The 26,578-nt window shown below is 70.2% G+C and carries 27 protein-coding genes; 12 read left to right on the forward strand and 15 right to left on the reverse strand.

Annotated elements, in window-relative coordinates; all coding sequences use genetic code 11:
- The first annotated feature begins 33 nt into the window (after positions 1–33).
- The 4 genes from F3T56_RS09140 to amaP are packed head-to-tail and all read left to right on the forward strand — an operon-like array spanning position 34 to position 1,851.
- Positions 34–219 (forward strand): hypothetical protein, encoded by a 186-nt coding sequence (locus F3T56_RS09140; RefSeq protein ID WP_149824202.1) that lies wholly within the window; start codon positions 34–36, stop codon positions 217–219.
- Positions 216–563: an Asp23/Gls24 family envelope stress response protein gene (locus F3T56_RS09145; RefSeq protein ID WP_149824203.1), complete on the forward strand. Its 348-nt coding sequence runs from the start codon at positions 216–218 to the stop codon at positions 561–563. The genes F3T56_RS09140 and F3T56_RS09145 overlap by 4 nt, the downstream gene beginning before the upstream one ends.
- Positions 560–1,273 carry a DUF6286 domain-containing protein gene (locus tag F3T56_RS09150; protein ID WP_149824204.1) on the forward strand — a complete coding sequence of 238 codons (714 nt, stop codon included), beginning with the start codon at positions 560–562 and terminating at the stop codon, positions 1,271–1,273. The genes F3T56_RS09145 and F3T56_RS09150 overlap by 4 nt, the downstream gene beginning before the upstream one ends.
- On the forward strand, positions 1,273–1,851 hold the full coding sequence (gene amaP / locus F3T56_RS09155; RefSeq protein WP_149824315.1) for an alkaline shock response membrane anchor protein AmaP: 579 nt from the start codon (positions 1,273–1,275) through the stop codon (positions 1,849–1,851). Before F3T56_RS09150 ends, amaP begins: the two co-directional genes overlap by 1 nt.
- 82 nt (positions 1,852–1,933) lie before the next feature.
- Here amaP and F3T56_RS09160 read toward each other — a convergent pair whose 3' ends face one another.
- From F3T56_RS09160 to F3T56_RS09185, 5 genes are all read right to left on the reverse strand, one after another.
- Positions 1,934–2,689, reverse strand: coding sequence for an SDR family oxidoreductase (locus F3T56_RS09160; RefSeq protein WP_149824205.1), 756 nt, complete (start codon positions 2,687–2,689; stop codon positions 1,934–1,936).
- Between the two features lie 4 nt (positions 2,690–2,693).
- Positions 2,694–4,049: a glycoside hydrolase family 15 protein gene (locus tag F3T56_RS09165; RefSeq protein ID WP_425473554.1), complete on the reverse strand. Its 1,356-nt coding sequence runs from the start codon at positions 4,047–4,049 to the stop codon at positions 2,694–2,696.
- A 215-nt stretch (positions 4,050–4,264) separates the two neighbouring features.
- The gene (locus F3T56_RS09175) at positions 4,265–4,570 is read right to left on the reverse strand and encodes a hypothetical protein (RefSeq protein WP_149824208.1); all 306 of its coding nucleotides are present in this window, start codon (positions 4,568–4,570) and stop codon (positions 4,265–4,267) included.
- Positions 4,567–5,178, reverse strand: coding sequence for a SigE family RNA polymerase sigma factor (locus F3T56_RS09180; RefSeq protein WP_172638864.1), 612 nt, complete (start codon positions 5,176–5,178; stop codon positions 4,567–4,569). The genes F3T56_RS09175 and F3T56_RS09180 overlap by 4 nt, the downstream gene beginning before the upstream one ends.
- A complete protein-coding gene (locus tag F3T56_RS09185; protein WP_149824209.1) occupies positions 5,175–6,731 on the reverse strand; it encodes a sodium:solute symporter family protein in 1,557 nt (518 codons plus the stop codon). The genes F3T56_RS09180 and F3T56_RS09185 overlap by 4 nt, the downstream gene beginning before the upstream one ends.
- A 168-nt stretch (positions 6,732–6,899) precedes the next feature.
- Between F3T56_RS09185 and F3T56_RS09190 the strand changes: the two genes are divergently transcribed.
- From F3T56_RS09190 to F3T56_RS09200, 3 genes are read left to right on the forward strand one after another with little or no spacing between them, the layout of a single operon-like run.
- Complete coding sequence (locus tag F3T56_RS09190) at positions 6,900–7,124, forward strand: DUF3311 domain-containing protein (RefSeq protein WP_149824210.1); 225 nt, start codon at positions 6,900–6,902, stop codon at positions 7,122–7,124.
- A gap of 45 nt (positions 7,125–7,169) precedes the next feature.
- A complete protein-coding gene (locus F3T56_RS09195) occupies positions 7,170–9,323 on the forward strand; it encodes a carbon starvation CstA family protein (RefSeq protein ID WP_149824211.1) in 2,154 nt (717 codons plus the stop codon).
- Complete coding sequence (locus F3T56_RS09200; RefSeq protein ID WP_149824212.1) at positions 9,320–9,508, forward strand: YbdD/YjiX family protein; 189 nt, start codon at positions 9,320–9,322, stop codon at positions 9,506–9,508. The genes F3T56_RS09195 and F3T56_RS09200 overlap by 4 nt, the downstream gene beginning before the upstream one ends.
- Positions 9,509–9,550: 42 nt before the next feature.
- On the opposite strand, the gene F3T56_RS09205 is transcribed toward F3T56_RS09200, so the two are convergent.
- The 4 genes from F3T56_RS09205 to F3T56_RS09220 form a co-directional block, all read right to left on the reverse strand.
- Entirely contained in the window at positions 9,551–10,342 is a 792-nt protein-coding gene (locus tag F3T56_RS09205; RefSeq protein ID WP_149824213.1) for an SURF1 family cytochrome oxidase biogenesis protein, read from the reverse strand.
- Positions 10,343–10,391: 49 nt separating this feature from the next.
- Positions 10,392–10,625, reverse strand: a complete 234-nt coding sequence (locus F3T56_RS09210; protein ID WP_149824214.1) for a hypothetical protein — start codon at positions 10,623–10,625, stop codon at positions 10,392–10,394.
- Between the two features lie 80 nt (positions 10,626–10,705).
- On the reverse strand, positions 10,706–11,716 hold the full coding sequence (locus F3T56_RS09215) for a DEDDh family exonuclease (protein ID WP_149824215.1): 1,011 nt from the start codon (positions 11,714–11,716) through the stop codon (positions 10,706–10,708).
- Between the two features lie 35 nt (positions 11,717–11,751).
- The gene (locus F3T56_RS09220; protein ID WP_149824216.1) at positions 11,752–14,841 is read right to left on the reverse strand and encodes an NACHT domain-containing protein; all 3,090 of its coding nucleotides are present in this window, start codon (positions 14,839–14,841) and stop codon (positions 11,752–11,754) included.
- Positions 14,842–15,092: 251 nt separating this feature from the next.
- Here F3T56_RS09220 and F3T56_RS09225 point away from each other — a divergent pair, with 251 nt between their 5' ends.
- A complete protein-coding gene (locus F3T56_RS09225; protein WP_149824217.1) occupies positions 15,093–15,749 on the forward strand; it encodes a lysoplasmalogenase in 657 nt (218 codons plus the stop codon).
- Here the strand turns inward: F3T56_RS09225 and F3T56_RS09230 are convergent.
- From F3T56_RS09230 to F3T56_RS09245, 4 genes are all read right to left on the reverse strand, one after another.
- A complete protein-coding gene (locus F3T56_RS09230) occupies positions 15,718–16,746 on the reverse strand; it encodes a CopD family protein (protein WP_149824218.1) in 1,029 nt (342 codons plus the stop codon). The two genes, F3T56_RS09225 and F3T56_RS09230, sit on opposite strands and share 32 nt — an antisense overlap.
- A gap of 110 nt (positions 16,747–16,856) precedes the next feature.
- Entirely contained in the window at positions 16,857–18,320 is a 1,464-nt protein-coding gene (locus tag F3T56_RS09235) for a CoA transferase (protein WP_246203503.1), read from the reverse strand.
- A gap of 119 nt (positions 18,321–18,439) precedes the next feature.
- Positions 18,440–19,975, reverse strand: coding sequence for a S8 family peptidase (locus F3T56_RS09240; RefSeq protein ID WP_149824219.1), 1,536 nt, complete (start codon positions 19,973–19,975; stop codon positions 18,440–18,442).
- Positions 19,976–20,116: 141 nt separating this feature from the next.
- Complete coding sequence (locus F3T56_RS09245; protein ID WP_149824220.1) at positions 20,117–21,646, reverse strand: S8 family serine peptidase; 1,530 nt, start codon at positions 21,644–21,646, stop codon at positions 20,117–20,119.
- 464 nt (positions 21,647–22,110) lie between these two features.
- Between F3T56_RS09245 and F3T56_RS09250 the strand changes: the two genes are divergently transcribed.
- The 3 genes from F3T56_RS09250 (at position 22,111) to moaA (ending at position 25,224) form a co-directional block, all read left to right on the forward strand.
- Positions 22,111–22,467 (forward strand): DUF485 domain-containing protein, encoded by a 357-nt coding sequence (locus F3T56_RS09250; protein ID WP_149824221.1) that lies wholly within the window; start codon positions 22,111–22,113, stop codon positions 22,465–22,467.
- Entirely contained in the window at positions 22,464–24,089 is a 1,626-nt protein-coding gene (locus tag F3T56_RS09255) for a solute symporter family protein (RefSeq protein ID WP_149824222.1), read from the forward strand. The genes F3T56_RS09250 and F3T56_RS09255 overlap by 4 nt, the downstream gene beginning before the upstream one ends.
- Positions 24,090–24,234: 145 nt before the next feature.
- The gene (gene moaA, locus F3T56_RS09260) at positions 24,235–25,224 is read left to right on the forward strand and encodes a GTP 3',8-cyclase MoaA (RefSeq protein ID WP_216372939.1); all 990 of its coding nucleotides are present in this window, start codon (positions 24,235–24,237) and stop codon (positions 25,222–25,224) included.
- 5 nt (positions 25,225–25,229) lie between these two features.
- On the opposite strand, the gene F3T56_RS09265 is transcribed toward moaA, so the two are convergent.
- Together F3T56_RS09265 and F3T56_RS09270 are read right to left on the reverse strand one after the other, a co-directional pair.
- Positions 25,230–25,469, reverse strand: a complete 240-nt coding sequence (locus F3T56_RS09265) for a hypothetical protein (RefSeq protein ID WP_149824224.1) — start codon at positions 25,467–25,469, stop codon at positions 25,230–25,232.
- A gap of 207 nt (positions 25,470–25,676) precedes the next feature.
- Positions 25,677–26,063, reverse strand: a complete 387-nt coding sequence (locus tag F3T56_RS09270) for a DUF3099 domain-containing protein (protein ID WP_172638865.1) — start codon at positions 26,061–26,063, stop codon at positions 25,677–25,679.
- A gap of 203 nt (positions 26,064–26,266) precedes the next feature.
- Between F3T56_RS09270 and F3T56_RS09275 the strand changes: the two genes are divergently transcribed.
- Positions 26,267–26,545 (forward strand): GlsB/YeaQ/YmgE family stress response membrane protein, encoded by a 279-nt coding sequence (locus F3T56_RS09275; protein ID WP_149824228.1) that lies wholly within the window; start codon positions 26,267–26,269, stop codon positions 26,543–26,545.
- The last annotated feature ends 33 nt before the right edge of the window (positions 26,546–26,578 follow it).

Raw genomic sequence — 26,578 nt, forward strand, 5'->3', positions numbered from 1 at the left:
CGAGACACGCAGGAGATGCAGGAGGAGCACAGTATGAGCTTGGCCGTGGTCGGCATGATCGCCGGAATGGCGCTGGGCTTCGCCGGGTACTTCGGCGGATTCGGTGCCTTTCTGCTGGTGGCGGCGCTGGGTGCCGTCGGCTTCGTCGTCGGCCGGTTCCTGGAGGGGGACCTGGACCTGGGCGACTTCTTCCGCCCCCGTGACGACCGGCGCCGATGACCCCCGTCGCTGTCGCGCCCGGCGAGCGCGGGGCGACCCGGATCGCCGACCGCGTGGTCGCGAAGATCGCCGCGCAGGCGGCGCGCGAGGCGTTGGAAGCACGGCCGCCGGACTCCGCGCCTCCATACGCCACCGTCGTGGTCGCTCATGAGACCGCGCGCATCCGGGTCAGTCTCGAGCTCCCCTACCCCTCCGACATCGGTGGCCAATGCGCTGCGGTGCGTCGCCATGTCACCGAGCGGGTAGGGACGTTGACGGGAATGCAGGTGTCGGAGGTGGCCGTCCAGGTGGAACGGCTGCACCTGACGCCCGCACACGACGTGGCACAGGCGAGGACGCGATGAGCGAACCCCAGCGCTCCGAAGGCACCACTCAACGACTGCCCGTGATGGAGAAAACCGAGGAGCAGACGACCGACCCCGGCACGGACCAGCCGGATCAACCGGACCAGTCGGCGTCCGCCGCCGCCTACGACCCCCTCCCCGTCCTCGACGGGGAGAACGGCGGGGAGAAGCGTTTCTGGTCCGCGCGCCGCGTCCCCGCGGGCATCCTCGCGCTGCTGCTCCTCGCCGGCGCGGGCCTCTTCCTGTACGACGTCGCCGCCGTCCGCGCGGACCGCCCCGCCATGGCGTGGCGCCGTTCGCTGGCCCGTGAACTCGCCGAGCGCCCCCTCGACGACGCCTGGGTGCTGGCCGGCGCCGGGCTCACGGTCGCCCTTGGCCTCTGGCTGCTCGTGCTCGCCGCGACCCCCGGCCTGCGCGACATCCTGCCGATGCGCCGCGTCCACCCCGGGGTACGGGCCGGACTGCACCGGGTCGCCGCCGCGCTGGCCCTGCGCGACCGGGCCATGGAGGTCTCCGGGGTGCAGTCCGTACGGGTCCGCGTGGGACGGAAGAGGGTCGACGTCCGCGCGGTGGCCCACTTCCGCGAACTCGACGAGGTACGGGCCGACTTGGACGTCGCCCTCGCCGGCGGCATCCGAGCGCTGGGTCTCGCCCGGCCCCCCGCCCTGTCGGTGCACGTACGGCGCCCTGGCCGGAAGGGGCGAGCGTGATGCTGAGGATCGTCAACAGGGTGCTGCTCGGCATCGCCGGGCTGGTACTGCTCGTGACCGGAGCCGCCGTACTCACCGTCGGCCTCGGCGTCGACCCGCCCTCCTGGTGGATCCACGACGGCCGGAACGACGTCCTGCTCAGCGACGCCGAACGAACACACTGGCGAGACGCCGGCTGGTGGTGGCCCACCGTCATCGCCGTACTGGCCCTCCTGGTCCTGCTGGCCCTCTGGTGGCTGACCGCGGTCCTCCGCCGCCACCGCCTCGCCGAGGTCCTGGTCGACACCGGCGACGGCGAGGGCGCGCTGCTACGAGGCCGGGCCCTGGAAGGCGTCCTGACCACCGAGGCAACCCAGCTGGAAGGTGTGGACCGAGCCCACGCCCACCTGACAGGCCGCCGCAACGCCCCCGAGGCCCGGGTTCGTCTGCTGCTCCAGCCGTACGTGGACCCCGGGGAGGCACTGCAACGCGTGACGACGGAGGCGATCGCTCATGCGAGGGATTCGGCGGGATTGGAGGCACTACCGGCGGATGTCCGACTGCAGGGGGTCAAACACCGCGCGAAAAGGGTGACTTGAGACCTGGCGCCAACACGCACCTACCTAGTGGCGCGGGGAACTGCGCGAGCAACCCCCACAACCCGCAGCCGGCAAACAACCGTCAGAACCCGTGCCGCATCCCACCATCCACAGGCACCATGATCCCCGTCAGATAAGACGCGGCCGGAGACAACAAAAACGCCGCCGTACGCCCGAACTCCTCCGGCCGCCCATACCGCCGCAACGGAATCCGCGACTCATGCGCGGCACGAGTAGCCTCCGGATCGGCCGACATCCCATCCAACTCCCGCACCCGATCCGTGTCGATCCGGGCCGGCAGCAACCCCACGACCCGAATCCCCCGCGGACCCACTTCATCGGACAGGGACTTCGCGAACCCCGCCAGCCCCGGCCGCAACCCGTTCGAGATGGTCAGCCCGGGAATCGGCTCGTGCACGGACCCGGAGAGCACGAACCCGATGACGCCCCCCTCACCCAGCTCCGCCGCCGAGGCCCGCGCCAGGCGAACCGCCCCCAGGAACACCGACTCGAACGCCGCCGTCCACTGCTCGTCCGTGTTGTCGGCGACGAACCCCGGCGCGGGCCCGCCCACGCTCACGAGAATGCCGTCGAACCCCCCGAAGCGCTCGCGCGCCGCGGCGATGAGCCGGGCCGGGGCCTCCGGGTCGGAGTTGTCGGCGGCCACCCCCACTGCGTTCGGCCCCAGTTCGGCGGCGGCCGCGGCCGCGCTCTTCTCCTCGCGCCCCGTGACGATCACCTTCGCGCCGTCGGCGACGAGTTCCCGCGCGGCGGCGTTGCCCAGTCCGCGGGTCGCGCCGGTGACGATGTAGACACGGTTCTTCAGCCCAAGATCCATGGCCCTATCCTGCCTGGTCCCCGTCGAACAGGGCGAGGGCGGTGCCGACGAGACCGACGTGACGGAACGCCTGCGGGAAGTTCCCGAGCTGCCGGCCCGTGGCGGGGCCGTACTCCTCCGCGAGCAGCCCCACGTCGTTGACCAGCCCCACCAGCCGTTCGAACAGCTCGCACGCCTCCTCCGTACGGCCGGTCAGATGCAGGGCGTCCGCGAGCCAGAACGAGCACACGAGGAACGCGCCCTCGCTGTCCGGCAGCCCGTCGACGGACGAGGCGGCGGGCCGGTGGTCGGAGCCGCAGCGGCGGACGAACCCGTCGTGGCTCAGCTCCGCGCGGATCGCGTCGACCGTGCCGACGACCCGTGGATCGTCCGGGGGTAGGAAGCGCACAACGGGGATGAGCAGCAGGGAGGCGTCGAGTTCGCGGGAGCCGTAGGACTGGGTGAAGGTGTTGCGGTCGGCGTCGAAGCCGCGTTCGCACACCTCGTGGTGGATCTCCTCGCGCAGCGGGCGCCGGCCGTCGAGGTCGCCGCTCAGCTTCGGCTCCTTCTCCAGGGTGCGGACGGCCCGGTCGGCGGCCACCCAGGCCATCACCTTGAAGTGTGTGAAGTGCCGGCGTGGCCCGCGCACCTCCCACAGACCCTCGTCGGGCTTGGGCCACACCGACCGCAGGTACTCCATCAGCGCGGACTGCATCCGCCACATGTGCGGCTTGGCGGGCAGGCCCGACCGCCGGGACAGGGCCAGGGAGTCGATGACCTCGCCGTACACGTCCAACTGCGTCTGCCGTACGGCGTCGTTGCCGACCCGGACGGGGCGCGAGCCCGCGTAGCCGGACAGTGAGCACGAAGGCTCTCGCCTTCGGCCAGGGTGAACTCCGAGTGCGTGCTGTAGTCCTTGCCCCCAGGCGCGTACCGGAGGTTCGCTGCGCAGCCACACCACGTCCGGTCCCGCGAGCGCCACGCGATGCCCGTCCGACCGGCGCATCCACGGCACGACCGAGCCGTAGTCGAAGCGGAGCCGGAGCGTGCTGCGCACGGTCACCCGGCCGTCCAGGCCCTCGACGACGCGTACGACGTCGGGGGAGCTGTCGCGCTGCGGCATCAGGTCCGTGACACGCACCGTGCCCTCGTCCGTCTCCCACTCGGTGTCCAGGACGAGCGTGTCATGGCGGTACGCGCGCCGCGTGCAGGCATCGGCTCCTCTGGGTGCGATGCGCCAGTGCCCGTTCTCCTCGTCGCCGAGCAACGCGGCGAAGCACGCGGCCGAGTCGAACCGGGGCAGACACAGCCAGTCGATCGAGCCGAGGTTGCTCACCAGGGCAGCCGTCTGGTGGTCGCCGATCAGCGCGTAGTCCTCGATGCGGGGATGCACGGGAGGACGGGTTCCCGGAAGGGGCGGTGATCAGTCGTGCGTAGCTGCGGGCAGTCGTGCCGCTGGGGCGATGGGGGTCCCCCGCTCGAGCGAAACCGAGAATGGGGGAGGGTGGGCGCAGCGGCACCCCGTAAGCGACGCCGGGCCGCGCGACCCCACCCCCGCCCAGCCCTGATGCCGGGCCACCACGCAGCCCGATCCGGTCAGCCCGGTCCCGTCCCCGCCGACGTGCCGCCCGCACCCGAGAAGATGACACCCGGGTCTGACGGGGCTTGATTGAGGACCCAGAGCCCGATCAACGTGGCGAGGGCGAAGACGACCAGGACCAGGACGGCGAGGACGAGTCGGCGGCGGCGCTCGCGGCGCAGCCAGTCGCCGCGGGCCGCGCGGTACGCGTCCGGCGCCGCGTGCACCCCGCCCGCCAGCGCGGCCAGCGCCTCGCGCAACTCGCGCTCGGTGCGGTCCCGGCCGGTGTCGTTGTCGGCGTTCCTGCCGGTGGTGTCGTTCATCGCCGGGCCTCCATCGCCTGGGTCAGGGCGGCGAGGCCGCGTGCGGTGTGGGTCTTGACCGAGCCGCAGGAGATGCCCATCGCGGCGGCGATCTCGCTCTCCTTCAGCCCGAGCCAGTGGCGCAGCACGAGCGCCTCCCGCTGCCGGGCGGGCAGTTGCTGGAGCGCGACGATGAGCACCCGCTGGTCGTCGTGGAGCAGGGCGGTGCTCTCGGCGGAGGCGACCAGCTCGTCCGGCGGGGTCTCCACATGCTTGCGGACGACCTGGAGGTGCCGTATCCGCATCCGGGTCAGATTGCAGACCGTGGAGCGCAGATACGCCTCGGCGGCCTCGGAGTCCCTCAGGCGGCGCCACTTGCGGTAGATCTGGTAGTACGCCTCGGCCACCACGTTCTCGGGGTCGTCGGCGCCCAGCAGCACGGCGAGCCGCAGCATCGAGGAGTAGTGCAGCTCGAACAGCCGGGCGACACCGGCCTCGCGCTCCAGATCGGCCGGATCGCTGAGCGCGCCCGGTGGCAGCGCGGGGTTGGGAATCAGCGGCTCGGTGGCGGCGACGGGTGCCGAGGCCGCCGGGGGCACCGGCACGCGTATGTGCTGTCTGCGTCTCACGGGTTGCTCGCTCCCGTCTCGGGGCGCCGCCTGACGGTCAGGCGGGACGGTAGGTCGGTCGCGTCGGCGCCGCGCGGGACGCCGAGCCGTTCGAGGACCGTGGTGCCGACCACGGCGACGGTCAGGTTCAGCAGGAGGGCGACGAGCCCGGCGTAGACCTCCAGGGATCCGCCGCCCAGCAGCACGATGGACGAGAACCCCTCGCGCACCACCAGGAACGTCCCGGCCACCATGCCCACACCCCACCCGGCGAGCAGCGCCCGCGGATGCAGCCGCCCGGTGAACAGGCCGACCGCCACCGCAGGGAAGATCTGCAGAATCCATACGCCGCCGAGGAGTTGAAGGTTGATGGCGTCCTGGTCGCGCAGCCCGAACACGAACGCCACCGCCCCCACCTTCGCGGTCAGCGACACCACCTTGGCGATGCGCACCTGCCGCTTGGGCGTGGCGGTGGGCTGGAAGTACTCGACGTACACATTGCGTACGAAGCCGGTGGCGGCCGCGATCGACATCACCGCCGCCGGGACCAGCGCGCCGACGGTGATGGCGCCGAAGACCAGCCCGGCCAGCGGCCCCGGCATCAGCCGGTCCACCAGCATGGGGACGGCCGCTTCGGCACCGCCGTCGGGTGCCCGCACCCCGGTCGCCAGCGCCGCGACGCCGAGGAAGCCGAAGAGGGCCAGGAGTCCCGTCCAGGCGGGCAGCGCCACCGCGACCTTGCGTACCGTTCGTGGTCCGTCGGCGGCGAACCCGGCGGTGAGCACATGCGGATACATCAGCAGCGCCAGCGCGGAGCCCAGGGCGAGGGTGGCGTACGCGGGCTGCTGCTCGGGGGCCAGTAGCAGCGCGGACCCTTCGACGCCGGTACCGCTCAGCCGCGCCGCGGCCCCGTCGAAGACCGCGCCGGGGCCGCCGAACCGCCGCAGCACCAGCCAGCACACGGCGGTCAGCGACACGAAGACGGCCACCGCCTTCAGCGCCGAGATCACGGCGGGCGCCCGCAGCCCGTGCCGGTACGTCGCCACCGCGAGCCCCGCGAACAGCGCCACCATCACCAGATCACCGGCCGCCCCGCGCGGATAGAGGCCCCCGGCCGTGAGCACCGCCCGGATGCCGAGCAGTTGCAGCGCCAGATACGGCATCGTCGCGAGGATCCCGGTCAGCGCGACCACCAGCGCCAGCGGCGCCGAACCGTACCGCCCGCGCACGAAGTCCCCCGCCGTGACGTACCCGTGGCGCCGGGCCACCTCCCACAGCCGGGTCAGCAGCACGAAGGCGAGCGGGCAGACGATCACCGTGTACGGCACCGCGAAGAACGCGGGCGCCCCGTTGCCGTACGCCAGCCCGGGGATCGCGGTGAACGTGTACGCCGTGAAGATCGTGCCGCCGAGCAGCAGCCAGGTCCACACCGGCCCGAGCGCGCGGTCGGCCAGCGCCCAGCCCTCCAGGGACGGCAGCCGGCCGCTGGGCCGCAGCCGGCGTGCGGTGACGGCGAGCAGCGACGCCCCGCCGATCACGGCGAGAAACGTCGCGGTCATGGCAGCGTCCGCCATGGGTCACCGTCCTTGGTGTGCCTGGGCCCTCGCCTGTTGGTTGCGCGGATGGCCGATTCGGAGGACAGGGAACCGGCGGGAAATCTTCTGGAAATTCGCTGTCAACCACATCCGGCGGGTGGGCAACTCTTGCACAGACCCACAGGAAGCGGGAGAGGAGCAGAGCTCATGGCACGGACCGCTCACCGCCGGCTACGGCGCGCCGCGATCGCCGTACTGCTCCTCGCGCCCGCCGCGGGCCTGCTGTGGGTCCCCTGGTACGCCGGTGCCGAACCACGGCTCGCGGGTACGCCGTTCTTCTACTGGTACCAGCTCGCCTGGGTCCCGGGATGCGGCCTCTGCCTGCTCGCCGCGTACGCGCTGACGGACCGCCATCGAGATCGACATCGCTGAGCCGCACCCCCTTCTGCTGCACACCCGTTGAGGTCAGGAGCCGCCATGCCCACATCAGCCATGCCCGAATCCGGTCGTGAGGTGCCGGAAAAATCCCGTATGTCACCAAAGTCCCTCGCGATCTGGATCGCCGTCGCCCTCGTCGGCGCGATCGGCTGGGCCGTGCTCGCCCTGTCCCGGGGCGAGGAGATCTCGGCCGTATGGCTGGTCGTGGCGGCCCTCGGCTCGTACGCGATCGCCTACCGCTTCTACTCCCGCTTCATCGCCCGCCGGGTCCTCCAGGTCGACGACACCCGGGCCACGCCGGCCGAACGCCTTGAGGACGGCGTCGACTTCCACCCCACCGACCGCCGGGTGCTGTTCGGCCACCACTTCGCGGCCATCGCCGGCGCCGGCCCGCTGGTCGGCCCGGTGCTGGCCGCCCAGATGGGCTATCTGCCCGGCACTGTCTGGATCATCGTGGGCGTGATCTTCGCCGGCGCGGTGCAGGACATGATCGTCCTGTTCCTCTCCATGCGCCGGGACGGCAAGAGCCTCGGCCAGATGGCCCGGGACGAGATCGGCAGGGTGGGCGGTGCCGCCGCGCTGATCGGCGTCTTCGCCATCATGATCATCCTGCTCGCGGTCCTCGCGATGGTCGTCGTCAACGCCCTCGCCGAATCCGCGTGGGGCACCTTCTCGGTCACCATGACCATCCCCATCGCCCTCTTCATGGGCTTCTACCTGCGCTACCTGCGGCCCGGCCGCGTCGTCGAGACCAGCTTCATCGGGGTGGCGCTGTTGCTGCTCGCCATCCTCGGCGGCGGCTGGATCCAGGACTCCTCCCTGGCCGAGTACTTCGTCTGGAGCCCCGAGACCCTGGTGTTCTGCCTGGTCGGCTACGGCTTCGTCGCCTCTGTACTCCCCGTGTGGATGCTGCTGGCCCCCCGTGACTACCTCTCCACCTTCATGAAGGTCGGCACCATCGCCCTGATGGCCGTGGGCGTCGTGGTCGCGGCCCCGACCCTCAAGGCCGAGTCGGTCACCGAGTTCGCCTCCACGGGCACCGGACCGGTCTTCGCCGGCTCCCTCTTCCCCTTCCTCTTCATCACCATCGCCTGCGGCGCCCTGTCCGGCTTCCACGCCCTGGTCTCCTCCGGCACCACGCCGAAGCTGATCCAGAAGGAGTCCCAGGTCCGGCTGATCGGCTACGGCTCCATGCTCACGGAGTCCTTCGTCGCCGTGATGGCCCTGATCGCCGCCTGCGTCCTCGAACCCGGCCTGTACTACGCGATGAACTCCCCGGCCGCCCTGCTCGGCCCGACCGTCGAGAGCGCCTCGGAGGCGGTCCGGAACCTCGGCTTCACCATCACGCCCGACCAGCTCACCGCGGCGGCCAAGGCCGTCGAGGAGCAGACGCTGGTGGGCCGCTCCGGCGGCGCTCCCACCCTGGCCGTGGGCATGGCGGAGATCTTCGCCGGGGTGTTCGGCGGCGCCGGGATGAAGGCCTTCTGGTACCACTTCGCGATCATGTTCGAGGCCCTGTTCATCCTGACTACCGTGGACGCGGGCACCCGCGTGGGCCGCTTCATGCTCCAGGACATGCTCGGCAACGTATGGAAGCCGATCGGCCGCGTCACCTGGAAGCCCGGCATCTGGATCACCAGCGCCCTGGTCGTCGGCGCCTGGGGCTACTTCCTCTACGCCGGTGTCACCGACCCCTTGGGCGGCATCAAGCAGTTGTTCCCGCTGTTCGGCATCGCCAACCAACTGCTCGCCGCGGTGGCCCTGGCCGTCACCACCACCCTGCTGATCAAGCACGGCAAGCTTCGCTGGGCCTGGGTCACCGGCATCCCGCTCGCCTGGGACGTGGCCGTCACCTTCACCGCCGGCTGGCAGAAGGTCTTCTCGGACAACCCGGCGATCGGCTTCTTCGCCCTGCGGGACAAGTACGCGGCGGCCATCGACAAGGGCGAACTCCTGCCCGGCGCCACCAACATGGACGACATGCACACCATCGTCCTCAACAACACGGTCGACGGCGTGATCATGGCGATCTTCCTTCTCCTCGTCCTCACGGTCCTGATCAACTGCGCCGTGGTGTGCGTGCGGGCCGTACGGTCCCCGGTCCCGCTGCCGACGACCGAGGCGCCGTACGTCGAGTCCCGCATCGACGCGCCGGAGCAGTCCGACGAGCCGCTGGTGGGAGCGAAGTCGTGAGCCTGCGGCGCTGGGCGAGGGCCGTGCGCTGGTACCTGCGGGAGCTGACCGGGGAGGCGGAGTACGACCGCTACTGCGAACGGCACCGACGCCACCACCCGCAGGCCCCGGTCCCGACCCGGCGGGAGTACGACACCCTGCGGACCCTGCACCGGGAGGAGCACCCGCAGGGCCGCTGCTGCTGAACCCGGTGGAGCCGGAGCCCTTTTTGGTGAACCGCTGAACCGCTATACCGAAGCGGGCTCCGGCTGCTCCTCCTGCTCGGCCCCGGCGCTGTCCCCGCTGTCGCGGGCCTCGCGGCGGACCAGGATCACCCAGCCGAGGGGGACGCCCGCGGCGAAGAGCCACCACTGGAGGGCGTACGCGTAGTTCAGCGCGGCGTTCTCGTCGCCGGGGCGGCCGAGGAGCTCCGGAGTGTCACCCTTCGGCTCGGGCGCCGTCAGGGCGAGGTAGCCGCCCAGCACCTCGACGCCCAGGCGCTCCGCCTCCTGCCCGCTGTTGATCAGCATGATCTGGCGGTCCGGCAGATCCTTGAGGTCCTTGATACCGCTCGCCTCGGTCGTCTCGTCGGGCATCAGCCGCCCGGTGACGGTGACCTCACCGGCGGGCGGTGCGGGGATCTCGGGGAACTCGGTCTGTGTCGGGCCTGCCGGGATCCAGCCGCGGTTGACGAGCAGGACCTTGCCGTCGTCGAGGACGAACGGGGTCAGGACATGGACGCCGATTTCGTCGTTGGAGTTCGTACGGCGGCGGACGACGACCTCGTCGTCGGTGTCGAATCGGCCCTTCGCGGTCACGCTCCGATAGCGCTCGGCGCTGGTGACGGTGTGCCCGGGGGAGGTCAGCCGCTCCACGGGCACCGGCTCCGCGCCGAGCGCGTCGGCGACGAGCTGGTTCCGCGCGGTGCGCTCCTCGTAGCGGTCCATCTGCCAGAAGCCCAGCCTGATCATCGTGGGGATCAGGAGGAGGGCGACCAGCGTGAGGATCACCCACTGCCGGGACAACAGGAAGCGGTACACCCCACGACCGTACAACTCGGTCGTGGGGCGCGTTCGGGCGGGTCTGTGCTCAGACCTTGTCGACGATCCCCACCTTCCCCTCCGCCCGAGCGCAGTGGGCGCCGCAGTACCAGTGGCCCTCTACCTCGACGCCCTGACCGATGATCTGGACTCGGCAGTGCTCGCAGATGGGTGCCATGCGGTGGATCGCACAGGAGAAGCAGTCGAAGACATGGATCGCGCCCTGGGCGTGCACCTCGAAGGTCATTCCGTAGTCATTGCCGCAAACTTCGCATCTCGCCATGCGCCACAGGGTGAGCCGTCACCGCCGCGCGGGCGAGCGGGCGGCGGGCGAGTCGCACGGCAATCACCCGTCCGTACGGGTCACTCGTCGGCGGGCTCGACATCGCGGAGCAGTTGCCCGAACGCCGCCTCGTCCACGACCGGTGTCCCGTACTGCCGGGCCTTGACCACCTTCGACGTGTGGGAGTCCGGGTCGTTGGTGACGAGCAGGCTGGTCAGCCGGGACAGGCTGGTCGCGACATGCAGTCCCGCCTCGACCGCCCGGTCCTCCAGCAGGTCGCGCTCGATCGATGTGTCCCCGGAGAAGGCGACACGCATGCCCTGCTTGAGCGGTTTGCCGTCTTCGTACCGCCCGGGGTTGGGGTACGGGCAGGCGGGCCGCTTCCGGGAGGGCCGCCAACTGGTGGAGCGGTAACCGCCGCCGTAGCCACCCCCATAACCCACCTGCTGCCCGATACGAGGCGTGGCGCCGCCGGCTGCCATGTCCGTCCACTCGGTCAGCGGCCGGCACTCGTGCAACGGCAGCCGTACGCCGCCCGCGGCCGCGGCCCGCAGGCTCGGCCGGAACGCCTCCGCCAGCACCCGCGCATCGTCCAGCGCATGGTGCGCCCGCTGCTGTACGACCCCGAAGTGCGCCGCCAGCGACTCCAGCTTGTGGTTCGGCAGCGGTAGCCCCAGCTCCTTCGACAGCGCGATCGTGCACAGCCGCTGCCGCACCGGGGCCTCGCTCTCCGCGCGCGCGTACTCCCGGGCGATCATCGACCAGTCGAACACCGCGTTGTGCGCGACGAGGACGCGGTCCGCGAGCCGCGCGGAGAACTCCTCGGCGATGTCCCTGAACAGCGGCGCCCCTTCGAGCACATCACTCGTCAGCCCATGGATCCATACCGGCCCGGGATCCCGCTCCGGATTGACCACCGTGTACCAGTGGTCCTCGACCTCGCCCCGCGCGTCCAGTCGGTACACACCCGCCGAAATTATCCGATCGTCCCGCCCCAGCCCGGTCGTCTCCACGTCAACAACCGCGTACCCCTTCGGATACGCGGCCGGCCAAGGAACTGGGGACGCTGCGGTCGCACGGTCATCGAGCATGGTCCATGAGGATACGGGGCGGGACTGACAGCGTGTTACTCGATGGTGAGGCGGTGTGGAGGGAAGAGGTCGGTGCCGAGGGCCTGGGGGCAGTCGTAGAGGTGGACGCTGACGTTGTCGAATGGTGCCAGTGGGGTCAGGTCGATTGGGCCACAGCGCGCGAGTTGGAGGTACTTCAGGTCGCGGAGCTCTGCGAACGTTGACAGGTTATGCACCTGATCGATCTTGCTGAGGTACACACTGGTCAGGTCTTGATGGGGCAGCACATGGGCGAGGTCGATGTGAGGCACATCGATAATCAGGAGTGTGTGGAGCCGGGAGAACACCCCGGCCGCGAGGAAATCGAGCCACTGATGGGTTTCGTTGACGGCGAGCCACTTGAGTGACGTGAAAGCGTCAATGCCGGACAGCTTCATCGCTGCGGCTTGGTGGTAGAACCCGATGCCGGTGAGTTCCGGGCCGAAGGGAAGGTCACCCAGGGCCGTCTCGACAGGCGCGAAGTCGAAGATCAGGTGTCGCAGGGTGGCTGAGTCGCCTAGGGGAGCCAGCGAAAGCCGCTCGGCGGGCTGGCTTAGGTTGACCTGTTTCAAGGGAAGTTCGGAGAGCATGCCGAGGTCGGTGATGGAGCGGCAACGGTTGAGCGCCAGAGTCTCGAGGTTGGGTAACTGCCGTAGGGGCGAGAGGTCGCTGAGTGAGTCGTTGTCGATGAAGTTCAGGAACTCGAGAGCGGTCTGCTCCAGGACGGCATCGGGTAGTCCATGGTCACCCTGCACCGCCAGCGCCGAGAGCTGCGGCAGACGTGGCAGCAGTGCCAACTGCTCGGGGCTGCTCATGGTGAGTGACTGCTTGGCGGCGACTGTGCCGTCAAGCACGGTTTCGAAGTACTCGTTGATGTCGAATGACGGCCATGCGAGGTCGAGCTGAGTGCGTACCCGAAGACGCTGGTCCGCACGGAACCGTGAGATCACCTCCAGCGCGGCGTCCCCACCGATCAGCCCAGCTGTACGCACCACAGCCGCTGCCTCCCGGTCCGTGAGCCCTTCGGGTCCTGGCAGTAGCTCCAGCACCAGCTCACCGGCCTTGGACAAAGCATCGGCCTGCTTCATGCTGCGGGGCGGCACCAGCTCCGCCGTACGCTCTTCCACCTCCCTACGCACATCCGGCCCCAACTCCGGCGCATGCTCCAAACTGGCCGCCGCCAGCAACACCAACCGCTCCCGATACCTCCGTACCTTGTCGGCCCGCCGCAGCAACTGCCGAAGCAACCGCCCCCGCTCCTCCACCCGCGCATGCCCCACAGCCATACGCACCACGTCGTCCCACTGGTCGTCGTGGGCATTGCGCACCAGCACCCCGAAGTCGCGGGACTCGACCGCCGCCTTGGCGCCCAGATAGTCCTGGAAGGTGCGGTGGACGAAGTCCACGTACCCGGGGACGGGTTCGCGGAGCAGACCGCTGCGGATCAGCAGGTGGGAGAAGACCTGCTCGGCGTCGCCCTGTTCGCGGACCTGGGGCATGGAGTCGAGCCACTCGTCCAGCATGGAGACGGCGTCCTCGCGGGACGCCTCCACCTGGCCGTTGCGGATGAGCCAGTACGCGAGGCGTTGCAGGAGTGCCGTCTGCTCGTCGCGGGACAGGACCACACCCTCGACCGACGTGATCTCTCGCTCGATGTCGCGGTGGACGAGGAGCATGTCCAGCGCGGCGTCGTACAACTCCTTGCGGGCCCGCGGCAGCCGCATCCGGCGGTCGCGGTTCAAGGCGCAGAGCAAGGCGCACATCAACGGGTTGGTGGCGAGGCGCGCCAGGTCGCGGCGGCTGGTGACCGCCTGGTTGAGACCCGCCTCGTACATGTCGAGTGACGACCGCTCCGCCTCGGACAGGCACTCCAGGCGAGCCGAATCGTGCCAGTGGCCGATGAACGCCCGGATGTCCTCCCGCTCCATGGGGAGCAACGAGTGTGCGGTGAAACCCTGCCCCGCCAGCCAGTCCTCCGGCACCGCGGCCGACCGGGTCGTCACCACGTAACGCGCCTTCGGGTACGCGGCGATCAGCGACTTCAGCCAGCTCTCGGTGCGGCCGCGCAGCCGCGTCGGCACCTCGTCGACACCGTCGACCAGCACCAACGCCCGCCCGGTGGTGAGGAGTTCCGACGTCCAGCCAGAGGGCGCCTGAAGCGGGACACCGGAGGAAGACAGGAAGTCCTCCGGCATCGGCAGCCCGTCGGGGGTGTTGAACGAGCGCAGGCGCAGGACGAACGGCACGCACAGGTTCCACGCCGCCAGCTCCGGACCGAAGCTGCGCCGCGCCGCGTTCAGCGCGAGCCACTGGACGAGTGTCGACTTGCCCGATCCGGCCGGGCCCCGCAGCACCAGCCGGTCGCAGTCGGCGAGGGCCTGTTCCACCTTGAGGGCGGTCGGTGCCATGTCGGGAAGGCCGAGGACCTCGCGGCGTGGGTCGTCGCGCCGGTCCCCGCTCACCGCGAGGCTGATGTACGCCGTGTCGAGCGGCCATTCGGCCCGGCGGCGGTCGCCGAGGGTGATGCCGAAGAGCTCCAGACGGGACTGGGTCTCGGCGACGAAGTCCGCGTACCGCTGCTCGAAGTCGAGGGCCAGCGCCTCCGGGCGAGGGCCGGCGCTCAGCTCGCGCAGCAGTTCCTCCGTACGTCCCGACCGCCGAGTCTGCTCCACCGCTGCCCTGGCCGCGAACGACGGGTGGGCGGTGAGTTGCTCGACCAGGTGGGCGCAGCACAGGCCGAGGAGTTCGGCGTACAGGTCGAGGGCGCGGGTGGAGAGCCCCGCGTCGGGCGCGGGCAACTCGGCGCACAATCGCCGCGGGTCCAGATCGGCCCCGAACAGATGGTCCGCGGTGAGGTCGGCGGTCGCGAAGGTGTCCTGCACGGCGGCCACCGCGGCCAGCCGCTCGTGCTCGGGCAGCGCGGCGTACCCGGCCGCGATCCGGCCCGACAACACCAGGGCCAGCTTGTCCGGAGTCGGCGGCTTCGGCAGCGGTCGTACCGGATCGGTCACCAGCCCCGCGCCCGGCTTCGGCGCGAGAACCGACTTCGCGAGGGTCGACACGACCGTCGACGCCAGCCGCGCCAGCACCACCTCGATCCCCTGCATCGCGCCCTCCCCGTAACAGCCGCGCATGGATGATCAATGGATTCGCATCGTAGGCCGACCCACTGACAATGCCCGCCGGATTGGCGAAGGACGCCAAGAAGCAAGCGCGTACCACCGGTAATACTTGTCAGTAACAACGTCTAGCCGCCATCTACCAGCGGTTCTACCGTTCCTTCCATGCCGAACCTGCCCGATGTCGTGCTCTGGTCGATACCCGCGGACCAGCCGGTCACGATCACGGAGACCGTCGCGTGAGACAGGGCAGAAGGTTTCTCTTCCTACTCGGCTTCGGTGTCGCTGTCGCCGTCGACCTCGGTTCTCTCGCCCTCGGGTTCACCCCCGGGCATGTCGTCGCCAAGCCCGTACTCATGCCGGTGCTCGCGGCGTACGCGTACGTGTGTGACGGCCCTCGGCTGCTGGTCGTGGGGCTGTTGTGCGGTTGGGGCGGTGACGTGCTGCTCCGAATCGACGCGGAGTCCGCGTTCCTCGCCGGGATGGGATGCTTCGCCGCCGGACACGGGTGCTATCTGCTGCTCTTCCGGCGGTACGGCACGGAACGCGCGCGTGAGGGGCTGTGGGCCGGGGCGTACGGTCTCGCGCTCGTCGCGGTTGTGTGCCTGCTGTGGCCGGACCTGCCCGCCGGGCTGCGGGTCCCGGTGGCCGGGTACAGCCTGCTGCTCACCGCCATGGCGGACCGGGCGGGACGGCTCGGGAGTCCCGCCGCCGTCGGCGGCGCCCTGTTCCTGCTGTCCGACACGCTCATAGCGACCGGCGTCGCCAAGTGGCCGCAGCTCCCGCGGCCCGACCTGTGGATCATGCTCACGTACCTGGCGGCGCAGTATCTGCTGAGCCACGCGACCCTGCGAGCCCACCACCTCACCAGCGGATCGGCACCGGCAGTGCCGTGAGCAGAGCCGATACCGCGACGACGACGCCCAGCACCACCACCTCCGCGCGTGCGGGAGTACAGGCGCCGAGTGGGTCGTCCGTGTGGCGCAGCCGTAGCCGGGCCCACAGGGCGAGGGCGGCGACGGCGGCCACGAGGAGGACCTTGGCGAGCAGGGTGCGGCCGTACGCCGTGTCCGTCAGCTGGTCGGGGACCGTCCCCGGCGGCATGCGGCGCAGCGTGCTCCACACCCCGGTGGCGGTGACGCCGGCCAGCAGAACGACGGCCACGCGCGCGTAGAGCCCCAACAGAGCGGCTCCCGCCCCCGTCGCCGTACGCCACGCGCGCGTGCGCAACGTCCGCAGGACGTACAGCAGTCCGCCCGCCCACAGGACCGCGCACGCCAGATGCATCAAGGTCAGGGCGCTGCCGACCAACGGGCTGTAGTGCTCCGTGGGCGGATGCGCGCGCAGCGCCTCAGCGACGGCGATCGCGGCCAGTGGTGCCAGTTGGGTGGCCGGGCGGCGGGAAAGGGCGCAAAGGCCCGCCGCGGCGAACGCGTTGACCTCCAGGAGGGCGAGCTTGCCGTCCCGGGTCTCGTAGAGGCCGCCGACGTCCATGTCGGCGGGGGAGCCCGGCACCAGATTGCCGGTCGCCACGACCGAGGCCAGCCCGAGCGCGGCGACGAAACCGGCGCCCGCCGCCCACACCGCCCCACTGCGCGGCCTCTCCGGGGACGCCCCCGGCACCCGGCGCACCAGCCACGCCACGAACAGCTCACCCACCGGCACACACAGCGCGGCCAGCAACACCGCCCGCAGCAGCGCGACCCCACCCGCGCCGGGTGCCGCCGCCTCACCCGTGCCGTCCAGCGCGACACGCGGACCGAACAGCGGTATCAACGCCCCCACGGCGACCAGGACGAGCAGCACCACAGCCCGGCCGGTACCTCCATCGGGCCGCCGCCGCTCGGGCTCGTCCGCCCCTGTCGCCTCCGCTGTCCGTCTCGTCAGGCTCACCCCGAAAAGTCCACCAGTCGCACCAGATCTGGGCAAGTACCGGAAAACAACTGGCAGTTCGCCATTCCGCCCGTACGTACGGCTCCGGCGGCCCGACTACTCAGACCCAGTCAGCCCCAGCGGGCCTCGTCCGCTCCCCAGGGCCCCGGCGGTCGCGACCAGTCGCACGGTCCGCCCTCGAAGGAGACCGGCGGCAGGGCGTACCGCAGCCGCCCCAAGCGGCTGTCCCGCTCGGCGAGCCACGCCTCCGGCCCTTCGTAGAGCCCTTCGTAGAGCCCTTCGTAGAGCCCTTCGTAGAGCCCTTCGTAGAGCCCTTCATAGTGCCCTTCGTGGACGTCGAGCCCGTCCGGACCGCGCTCGATGCCGTCCGTCAACCAGGCAGCCGTACGCGCGAGCGACAGCCGGACGACTCGACCGCCGCCGTCGTCCAACCGCTCGGTGAGCGCCCGCAGGACGGCCGTCGCCAGCAGGTACCCCGTCCCGTGGTCCAGCGCCTGCGCGGGCAGCGCGCCCGGCTGTTCCTCCGTCCCCTCGATCGCCGCGATTCCCGTCGCCACCTGCACCAGACTGTCGAAGCCCCGCCGCCCGGCCCACGGACCGTACGCGCCCCATGCCGAGACCTGCGCCACGACCAGCCCCGGCCGTCGCGCCACCATCGCCTCGGGCGACAGCCCGAACCGGTCCAGCGCGCCGGGCCGATACCCGGTGACGACGACGTCCGCCTCGGCGAGCAGCGCTTCGAAGGATCCTGGGTCCATGGCCAGATCGAGAGTCGCCGACCGTTTCCCGAAGCCCGTGTCGACGTGCTGGTCGAGGATCTCGGGCATCCCCGGCGGATCGACCCGCAGGACGTCCGCGCCCAGCAGCGCGAGCGTGCGGGTGGCCACCGGGCCCGCGATGACCCGGGTCAGATCCAGGACGCGCACACCGGCCGCGGGCAACTGGAGCGTCCAGCCGGTCCGGGCCAAGGCCGTGAGCACGCGCGCGTGTGCGGTGTCGGCCCGGTGGTGCTCGACCAGCGGACGGGCCGCCACCGCGGTGCCCTGCCCGTGCGCGGCCCACTCCTTCGCCGTACGCGACGCGACCGCGAGACCCCCGGCCGCGTACACGGCCTCCTCGACGTCCCGGGACGACCGCTCGGCGAGCGCGGACCCGACGGCGGCGACCGGATCGGGCACGCTGTCGGGCACGCCCAGCGCGGCCAGCAACCGCTCCCGGTGATGCGGATAGTTCGCATGGGTCCGCACCCACCCGTCCGCCGTCCGCCAGAACCGCGACAGCGGCGCGAAGGTGACCGGCGCCCGCCCGTCGATCAGCAGATGACGCTCGCTCACGAAGGCCGTGGCCACGGCCCCGTCGTCCACCCGCACCCGGGGCACCTCCGAGAGCCCCGCCCGCCGTGCCCCCAGTTCGGCCGCCGCCAACGCGCACACGCCCGCACAGGCCCGCGCCAACTCCCGTACCGGCAGCCGGGCGGGCAGCGCCCCGTCCCGTACGACGGTCGAGACCCGCGGCAGCAAGGCGGGATCGCCGCCCAGCGCCGTCCAGGCGAACTCCATCTCCTCAGCAGTCATGACGGCACTATGCCGGGTTGATCGAATGACGGCACTAGTCAAGGTTGATCAGATCAACAGGAGGAAGGGCCGGGCAGCACCACCGCCGCTGCCCGGCCCCAACTCTGCCGCAGAGGCCCCTACTTCGTCACCGCGTCCAGCGCGTCCGCCGTGCCGAAGCCGTAGAAGCCGTTGTAGTTCCTCGGCCCCTCGCAGACCGCGTCGACCTTGCCGTCCCCGTCGATGTCGTACGGGTCGGTGCAGGGCGTGGCGTCGGCCTGGGCGTACAGCAGGGCCTTCACCAGGGCCGCCGGGGCGTGGGGGTGCGTCGACTTGATGAGGGCGGCCACGCCCGCGACGTGCGGGGACGCCATCGACGTACCGGCCATGTAGCCCCACTTGCCGCCGGGCAGCGGGCCCAGGATCAGGCCGCTGGTGGCGGGCGGGGCCGGGGTCTGGTAGCGGGTCGAGTCGCCGCCGGGCGCGGCGATGTCGATTACGCCCAGACCGTGGTTGGAGAATGACGACTTGAGGCCCTTCGCGCCGGTCGAGGCGACCGTGACGACACCCGGCAGCTGGGTCGGGATGTCGAGGCACTCGGACGGGTCGATGACCCGGTCCGACGGTGTCGAGTCGTTCGGGGAGACCGGGTCGGTGATCTCGTCGGCGGCGAGGTCGTAGTTCTCGTTGCCGGCCGCGGCCACGTTGACCGCGCCCTTCTTCTCCGCGTACTTCGACGCCCGGGTGAGGGCCTCGACGAGCGCCTTCTGGTCCGGGTCGTTCTTGCAGTTGAAGTACCAGGGGTCGGTGTAATAGCTGTTGTTCGTGACGTCCACGCCGTGCTCGGCGGCCCACATGAAGCCGCAGACGACGGCCTCGGTGTAGAAGAAACCGGCCGTGGTGGACACCTTGATGCCGGAGACCTTCACGCCCGGCGCGACACCGGTGACGCCGACGCCGTTCTTCGCGGCCGCGATCTCACCGGCCACATGGGTGCCGTGCGCGCTCTCCTCGGCGCTGGGCCGCCAGGCGCCGTCGGTCGTGTCGGGCTTGCCCGTCACACAGTTGACCGACGCCGCGCGGTCGAAGTTCGGCGCGATGTCCGGGTGGGTGTCGTCGACGCCGGTGTCGATGACGGCGACCGTGACGTCACGGCTGCCCGTCGACACCTCGTGGGCCTTGTCCGCCTTGATGGCCGGCAGGTCCCACTGCAACGGCTCCAGGGGGTCCTGCCCCTCCGCGGCCTCGGCCTTCGCCACCTCCTCGGCGGTCAGCGCCTTCGGGGTGCCCACATCGGTGGTCGACTGCGCGGGCAGCGGTGCGGTGCGCGTGGCACCGGCCGACTGCACACCGTGCACGCCACGGATCGCCTTGGCGAAGTCGGCGTTCGCCGAGTGGACGACGATGACGCCGATCCGGTCGTACGACGTCACTATCGTGCCGCCGGCCTTCGCGATGGCCTTCTTCAGGTGGGCGGACGGACGGTGTCCGGGGCGGACGTTGACCACATAGCTGAGCGACGTCCCGTCGGCCGCGGCCTGGGCGATCGCCTCGGCCTGCGCGGTCGCCTCGGCCGCCGAGGCCGTGACGTTCGGTACGACGACGAGTGCCGTCGCCATGGCCATCCCCAGCGGGATCGCGGCCAGCCGGCGGGAGCGCGTGCGAGGCGCTGTCATGCTGTCTCCAGTTCGTGTTCGTTCGTGAAACGAGCGGTACGAGCTGTGCGGGAATCCAGGGGAATACGGCCCCGGGAATACGGCCCCGCAGGCACCCGGCACACGCCGGGCGCCCTGGGAGCCTCACGGCTGGGACCGTGCCTACTTGACGGCCTTCAGCGCGTTGACGATGCCGAACCCGTAGAAGCCGTTGACACGCGGGCCGCCCTCGCAAACCGCGTCCTGCGTGCCGTCGCCGTCCTGGTCGTACGACTCGGGGCAGGCCGTCTTGTCCGCCTGCGCCTTCAGCAGCCACTGCAGCTGCTGCGGGCTCGCCCACGGGTGCGTCGACTTCAGCAGCGCGGCGACGGCGGAGGCGTGCGGTGCCGCCATCGAGGTGCCCTGCAGGTAGCCGTACTTGCCCTCCGGCATGGTGGACAGGATGCGGCCGTTCTTCGACGGCGTGTCCGGGATCTGGTAGCGGCTGTCGCCACCCGGGGCCGCGATGTCGACGACGCCGTTGCCGTACGTGGAGTAGAACGACTTCTCGTTCTTCACGCCCGTCGCGCTGACCGTGACGATGCCCGGGAGCTGGGTCGGCACGTCGAAGCACTCGTGCGGGTCGATGGTGCGTTCGACCGGGGTCGTGTCGTTGGGGCTGGAGTCGTCCACGATCGCGTCGGAGTCGAGGTCGTGGTTGGAGTTGCCCGCCGACGCCAGGTGCAGGGTGCCCTTCTTCGTGGCGTACTTCTGGGCCCGGTTCACCGCGTCGACGATGGCCTTCTGGTCCGGGTCGTCCACGCAGTTGTAGAGCCACGGGTCGACGTAGTAGCTGTTGTTCGTGATCTCCACGCCGCGGTCGGCGGCGAACACGAACGCGCAGACGACGCTCTCCGCGTAGAACAGGCCGCTCTTGCGGTCCGTCACATTGATGCTGGAGACCTTCACGCCGGGAGCCACACCGGCGACGCCGACGTCGTTGCGGGCCGCGGCTATCTCACCGGCGACGTGCGTGCCGTGGTAGTCGTCCACGGTGTAGGGCCGCCAGGCGCCCTCGCTGGTGTCCGCGACGCCGCCGTTGCAGTTCGCCGACTGGGACTTGGAGAAGTTCGGGGCGAGGTCCGGGTGGGTGTCGTCGACGCCGGTGTCGATGACGGCGACGGTGACCTTCTTGCTGCCCGGGTTGATCTTCGCGGCCTTGTCGGCGCCGATCGAACGCAGGTCCCACTGGTCGGCCTCGAGCGGCTCGGCGTCGGGGACGTCCGCCGAGGCGGCCTTGACCTTCGCCGCCTCCGCGTCGGTCAGGTAGTCGACGGCGCCCACATCCGTCGTAGCGGCCGGGGTCAGCGGCGAGGTCCGGGTGGCACCGGCGGACTGCACACCGCGAGCGCCACGGATGGTGGCGCCGAACTCCGGGTTGGTCGAGTGGACGACGATCACGCCGATCTTGTCGTACGTGATCACGACGGTGCCGCCGGCCTTGGCGATCGCCTTCTTCACCGAGGCGATCGTGCGCTTGTCGGTCTTGGTGTTCACGACGTACGAGAGGTTCGGGCCCTCCGCGGTCGCGGCGGTCGGCGCGGTGAGCGGCGCCGCCGAGGCGACACCCGGCAGGAAGCCGAGCGAGGCGGTCAGCGACAGAACGACCGGAACCGCGAGAGCGAGCCGTCGTCTGGAGCGCAGATGAGCCATGGGATCTCCACATCATCCTCAAAGAAACCGGCCCGAGACACACGGGTGCCCGGGCAGGTACATGACTTGGTGGTGCGCCCCGAAGCTATCCCTCGCCGTCGTCGGCCAGCAATGATTTGAGGGGAGGAGAGGCCGAAGTAGAGGGGTAACCCTCGCTGCCGGCCCGCCCGTTCGCCCCTCGGCCGACTGCCGATCGGCCCGCTGACGACTGCCGATGGCCTCTCCGCCGACTTCCGGCCGACTGCCGAGCGACTTCCGAATCGGTTTTCGAAAGAGGCGTGCACGGTTGAACCGGTCCTCGTGCGCCGCCGTGACGTTGAGCAGGGAGCCCGAGCACGATCGTGCGCCCCGTCACCGTGAGGAACAGAGCCGACCATATGTCCGTAAACGACCCGTCATCCGACCCGACTGCGAAGACGTCCCCAACCACCGTCGCCACCGCGGCGGAAACGCGAGGAGACCCCGTGGCAACCGACGCACCGCCCCCCTCGAAGGCAGAGCACCACCTCCCCTCCACCGAGGAGTTCGCCGCGGTCCAGGAGAGCGCTGAGTTCGGTGAACTGCGCCGCTCCTACCGCTCGTTCGCCTTCCCGCTGACCGTGGCCTTCATCGCCTGGTACCTGCTGTACGTCCTGCTCTCCAACTACGCGGGCGACTTCATGGGCACCAAGCTCTTCGGCAACATCAATGTCGCCTTCGTCCTCGGCATCGCCCAGTTCGTCACCACGTTCCTCATCGCCTGGTGGTACTCGCGGCACGCCGCCGCGAAGCTCGACCCCAAGGCCGAGGCCATCAAGTCCCGGATGGAGGGCGGCGCATGAGCCCCGTACAGCAGACTTTCCTTGCCGCGAACGAGGCCAGCGAGCACCGCCCGCTGATCATCACCCTGTTCGGGCTGTTCGTCCTGGCGACCCTCGCCATCACCATCTGGGCCGGCCGCCAGACCAAGGACGCCGCCGACTTCTACGCGGGCGGACGCCAGTTCAGCGCCTTCCAGAACGGCCTCGCGGTCTCCGGCGACTACATGTCGGCCGCGTCCTTCCTCGGCATCGCGGGCGCGATCGCCCTCTTCGGATACGACGGTTTCCTCTACTCCATCGGCTTCCTGGTCGCCTGGCTGGTCGCCCTGCTCCTGGTCGCCGAGCCGCTGCGCAACTCCGGCCGCTACACCATGGGCGACGTGCTCGCCTACCGCATGCGCCAGCGCCCGGTCCGCACCGCGGCCGGTACGTCCACGATCGTCGTGTCGATCTTCTATCTGCTGGCCCAGATGGCGGGCGCGGGCGTCCTCGTCTCCCTGCTGCTCGGTATCACCTCGGACTTCGGCAAGATCCTGATCGTCGCCCTCGTCGGCGTCCTGATGATCGTCTACGTCTCCATCGGCGGTATGAAGGGCACCACCTGGGTCCAGATGGTGAAGGCCGTGCTGCTGATCGGCGGCACGATCCTCATTACGTTCCTGGTGCTGCTGAAGTTCAACTTCAACATCTCCGATCTGCTCGGCACCGCCGCCGAGAACAGCGGCAAGGGCGCCGCCTTCCTGGAGCCCGGCCTCCAGTACGGCGCGACCGGCACCTCCAAGCTGGACTTCATCTCCCTCGGCATCGCCCTGGTCCTCGGCACCGCGGGCCTGCCGCACATCCTGATCCGCTTCTACACGGTGCCCAACGCCAAGGCCGCCCGTAAGTCCGTGAACTGGGCGATCGGCATCATCGGCGGCTTCTACCTGATGACCATCGCGCTCGGCTTCGGCGCGGCCGCGCTGATCTCGCAGGAAGAGATCATCGCCTCGAACCCGTCCGGCAACACGGCGGCCCCGCTGCTCGCCCTGCACCTGGGCGGCGTGGACTCGGCCTGGGGCGCGATCCTGCTCGCCACGATCTCGGCGGTGGCCTTCGCGACCATCCTCGCCGTGGTCGCCGGCCTCACCCTCGCCTCGTCGTCCTCCTTCGCGCACGACATCTACGCCAACGTCATCCGCAAGGGGCAGGCCTCCGGCGCCGAAGAGGTCCGCGCGGCCCGCTGGGCTACCGTCTTCATCGGCGTCATCTCCATCGGCCTGGGCGCCCTCGCCCGCGATCTGAACGTGGCCGGCCTGGTCGCGCTCGCCTTCGCGGTCGCTGCCTCCGCCAACCTGCCGACGATCCTCTACAGCCTCTTCTGGAAGCGGTTCACCACCCAGGGCGCGCTGTGGTCGATCTACGGCGGTCTGATCGTCGCCGTCGGCCTGGTGCTGTTCTCGCCCGTCGTCTCCGGCGACCCGAAGGCGATGTTCCCGGACGTCGACTTCGCCTGGTTCCCGCTGAAGAACCCGGGCATCATCTCCATCCCGTTCGGCTTCCTGATGGGCTGGCTCGGCACGATCCTCTCCAAGGAGGAGCCCGACACCGGCAAGTACGCCGAACTGGAGGTCCGCTCCCTCACGGGCACCGGAGCCCACTGATCCGGTTCCCTCCGCCCGGGGCCGCCGTAGATCTCTACGGCGGCCCCGCGCCTGTTTCGTGGCATCCGGCCCCGGCGTTGTCGGTGGTGTCACGTAGGCTCGCAAGTGTTCGGGAATTATTGATCCGGAGCGGGAGGGGGCCCACGTGCTCATCGACACCTACGGCCGAGTGGCCACAGACCTGAGGGTCTCGCTGACCGACCGGTGCAATCTGCGCTGTACGTACTGCATGCCCGAGGAGGGCTTGCAGTGGCTGGCCAAGCCCGACCTGCTCACGGACGACGAGATCGTCCGCCTCATCGACATAGCCGTCCGCACGCTGGGCATCACCGAGGTCCGCTTCACCGGCGGCGAGCCCCTGCTCCGCCCCGGCCTGCTCGGCATAGTGGAGCGCGTGGCGGCTCTCGCCCCCCGCCCTCAGATGTCCCTCACCACCAACGGCATCGGCCTCAAGCGCACGGCGACGGCCCTGAAGGCGGCGGGCCTGGACCGGGTCAATGTCTCGCTGGACACCCTGCGCCCCGACGTCTTCAAGACCCTCACCCGCCGCGACCGCCACAAGGACGTCCTGGAGGGCCTCGAAGCGGCCCGCGAGGCAGACCTGAACCCCGTCAAGGTCAACTCGGTCCTGATGCCGGGCCTGAACGAGAACGAGGCTCCGGACCTCCTCGCCTGGGCCGTCGAGCACGATTACGAGCTGCGCTTCATCGAGCAGATGCCCCTGGACGCCCAGCACGGCTGGAAGCGCGACGGCATGGTCACCGCGGGCGACATCCTGACCTCCCTGCGTACCCGCTTCGACCTCACCCCCGAGGGCTCCGACGAACGCGGCTCGGCCCCGGCGGAACGCTGGCTGGTCGACGGCGGCCCCCACCGAGTGGGCGTCATCGCCTCCGTCACCCGCCCCTTCTGCTCCGCCTGCGACCGCACCCGCCTCACGGCCGACGGCCAGGTCCGCACCTGCCTGTTCGCCCGCGAGGAGACCGACCTCAGGGCGGCGTTGCGCTCGGGTGCCCCGGACGAGGAGATAGCCCGCATCTGGCGTTTGGCGATGTGGGGCAAGAAGGCGGGAGCGGGCTTGGACGACCCGTCGTTCGTCCAGCCGGACCGCCCGATGTCCGCAATCGGGGGCTGAGCGCTCTACGGCGCGGGCTCCTCCCAGTCCTCCAGCTTCACGACGTCCTTCAGGAACCCCCGCACACCCAAGAACTGAGACAGGTGCTCCCGGTGCTCCTCGCACGCGAGCCACGTCTTGCGCCGCTCCGGCGTGTGAAGCTTGGGGTTGTTCCAGGCGAGCACCCACACCGCATCCGCACGACAGCCCTTGGCGGAACAGATGGGGGAGGACGGCTCGGATCCGGGGACGTTGAGGATGTTCACCCGTCGACCCTAACCGCAGAAAAGGCGACGCCGAGCAGCCACGGGGGGAGCTGCCCGGCGTCGGTCTGTCGCTCCGACGGGGGATGCGGAGCGCGTACGAAGTATGTCACGGGTAACCCTCTGCCCGGCACAGGAACTCCATGATTGATCTGAGCTTTATTTGAGCCTGGTGGCCGGAAGGATTCCGTTTCGCCCGGATTCCGGTGCTCAGGCCCGCTCGCGCGGCTCGCTCCGCCGGCTCTCCGCGGAGCCCTCCGCACCGCCTTCCGGGAAGGGTTCCGTGAACCGGTCGTCCCGGGGCGGCGCGATCATCGGACGCGTGGGGGTGGTGACGAACGTGGACGGCAGTGAGGGCGCGTTCTCCCGGCCCGCGTTGGCGATCACCACGGCGATGTACGGCAGCACCAGCCCGAGCACCAGTGCGACGACCGCGACGTGCCGTTCGACGTTCCAGAGAGTCGCGGCGGCGATCACCGAGAGGGTGCGGACGGACATCGAGATGACGTAGCGCCGTTGCCTGCCGCGGACGTCGTCGGCGAGTCCCTGCCGGGCTCCCGTGATCCGGAAGACCTCGACGTTGCCATGCTTCCGCATCGCGTTCCACCACCCGCCTGTATCGGACGCTCCCCGGCAATCCACGTTACGCCGCGTCTGCGCCGCCTAGTAGAGCGGGTCACCTTCCACGGGGACCGGGCGAAATGCGTCGTCCCGCGTACGGCACCACCCGACGTGCGGCGTAGCGGAGGCGGGCCGACACTGGGCGTAATGCTCACGTCGAGCCGTACGAGGAGGCAGCCATGGGCTGGTTGTGGGCGATCATCGTGGGATTCGTACTCGGTCTGCTGGCCAAGGCGATCATTCCGGGCAAGCAGCACAGCCCGCTCTGGCTGACGACCGTCTTCGGCATCATCGGCGCCATCGTCGGCAACGCCCTGGCCCGGGTATGGGGCATCGACGAAACCGCAGGCATCGACTGGGGCCGCCACGCCCTACAACTGGCCGCCGCGGTGGTGATCGTATTCCTGGGCGACATGGCGTACACGGCGACACTGGGCCGCAGAAAACAACGAATCTAAGCGCCCCGGAAGGGGCGCGGGGAACTGCGCGAC

Source organism: Streptomyces tailanensis (assembly GCF_008386495.1).
Lineage (GTDB): Bacteria > Actinomycetota > Actinomycetes > Streptomycetales > Streptomycetaceae > Streptomyces > Streptomyces tailanensis.

What these genes read in the sequence shown, in the direction of transcription:
- F3T56_RS09270 (WP_172638865.1), bottom strand. Translation starts at nt 26,063, where the DNA reads ATGCGGAAGCATGGCAACGTCGAGGTCTTCCGGATCACGGGAGCCCGG.
- F3T56_RS09185 (WP_149824209.1), bottom strand. Translation starts at nt 6,731, where the DNA reads ATGGCGGACGCTGCCATGACCGCGACGTTTCTCGCCGTGATCGGCGGG.
- F3T56_RS09235 (WP_246203503.1), bottom strand. Translation starts at nt 18,320, where the DNA reads ATGACTGCTGAGGAGATGGAGTTCGCCTGGACGGCGCTGGGCGGCGAT.
- F3T56_RS09140 (WP_149824202.1), top strand. Translation starts at nt 34, where the DNA reads ATGAGCTTGGCCGTGGTCGGCATGATCGCCGGAATGGCGCTGGGCTTC.
- F3T56_RS09150 (WP_149824204.1), top strand. Translation starts at nt 560, where the DNA reads ATGAGCGAACCCCAGCGCTCCGAAGGCACCACTCAACGACTGCCCGTG.
- amaP (WP_149824315.1), top strand. Translation starts at nt 1,273, where the DNA reads ATGCTGAGGATCGTCAACAGGGTGCTGCTCGGCATCGCCGGGCTGGTA.
- F3T56_RS09160 (WP_149824205.1), bottom strand. Translation starts at nt 2,689, where the DNA reads ATGGATCTTGGGCTGAAGAACCGTGTCTACATCGTCACCGGCGCGACC.
- F3T56_RS09255 (WP_149824222.1), top strand. Translation starts at nt 22,464, where the DNA reads ATGAGCCCCGTACAGCAGACTTTCCTTGCCGCGAACGAGGCCAGCGAG.
- F3T56_RS09245 (WP_149824220.1), bottom strand. Translation starts at nt 21,646, where the DNA reads ATGGCTCATCTGCGCTCCAGACGACGGCTCGCTCTCGCGGTTCCGGTC.
- F3T56_RS09145 (WP_149824203.1), top strand. Translation starts at nt 216, where the DNA reads ATGACCCCCGTCGCTGTCGCGCCCGGCGAGCGCGGGGCGACCCGGATC.
- F3T56_RS09220 (WP_149824216.1), bottom strand. Translation starts at nt 14,841, where the DNA reads ATGCAGGGGATCGAGGTGGTGCTGGCGCGGCTGGCGTCGACGGTCGTG.
- F3T56_RS09175 (WP_149824208.1), bottom strand. Translation starts at nt 4,570, where the DNA reads ATGAACGACACCACCGGCAGGAACGCCGACAACGACACCGGCCGGGAC.
- F3T56_RS09215 (WP_149824215.1), bottom strand. Translation starts at nt 11,716, where the DNA reads ATGCTCGATGACCGTGCGACCGCAGCGTCCCCAGTTCCTTGGCCGGCC.
- F3T56_RS09240 (WP_149824219.1), bottom strand. Translation starts at nt 19,975, where the DNA reads ATGACAGCGCCTCGCACGCGCTCCCGCCGGCTGGCCGCGATCCCGCTG.
- F3T56_RS09210 (WP_149824214.1), bottom strand. Translation starts at nt 10,625, where the DNA reads ATGGCGAGATGCGAAGTTTGCGGCAATGACTACGGAATGACCTTCGAG.
- F3T56_RS09275 (WP_149824228.1), top strand. Translation starts at nt 26,267, where the DNA reads ATGGGCTGGTTGTGGGCGATCATCGTGGGATTCGTACTCGGTCTGCTG.
- F3T56_RS09195 (WP_149824211.1), top strand. Translation starts at nt 7,170, where the DNA reads ATGCCCACATCAGCCATGCCCGAATCCGGTCGTGAGGTGCCGGAAAAA.
- F3T56_RS09190 (WP_149824210.1), top strand. Translation starts at nt 6,900, where the DNA reads ATGGCACGGACCGCTCACCGCCGGCTACGGCGCGCCGCGATCGCCGTA.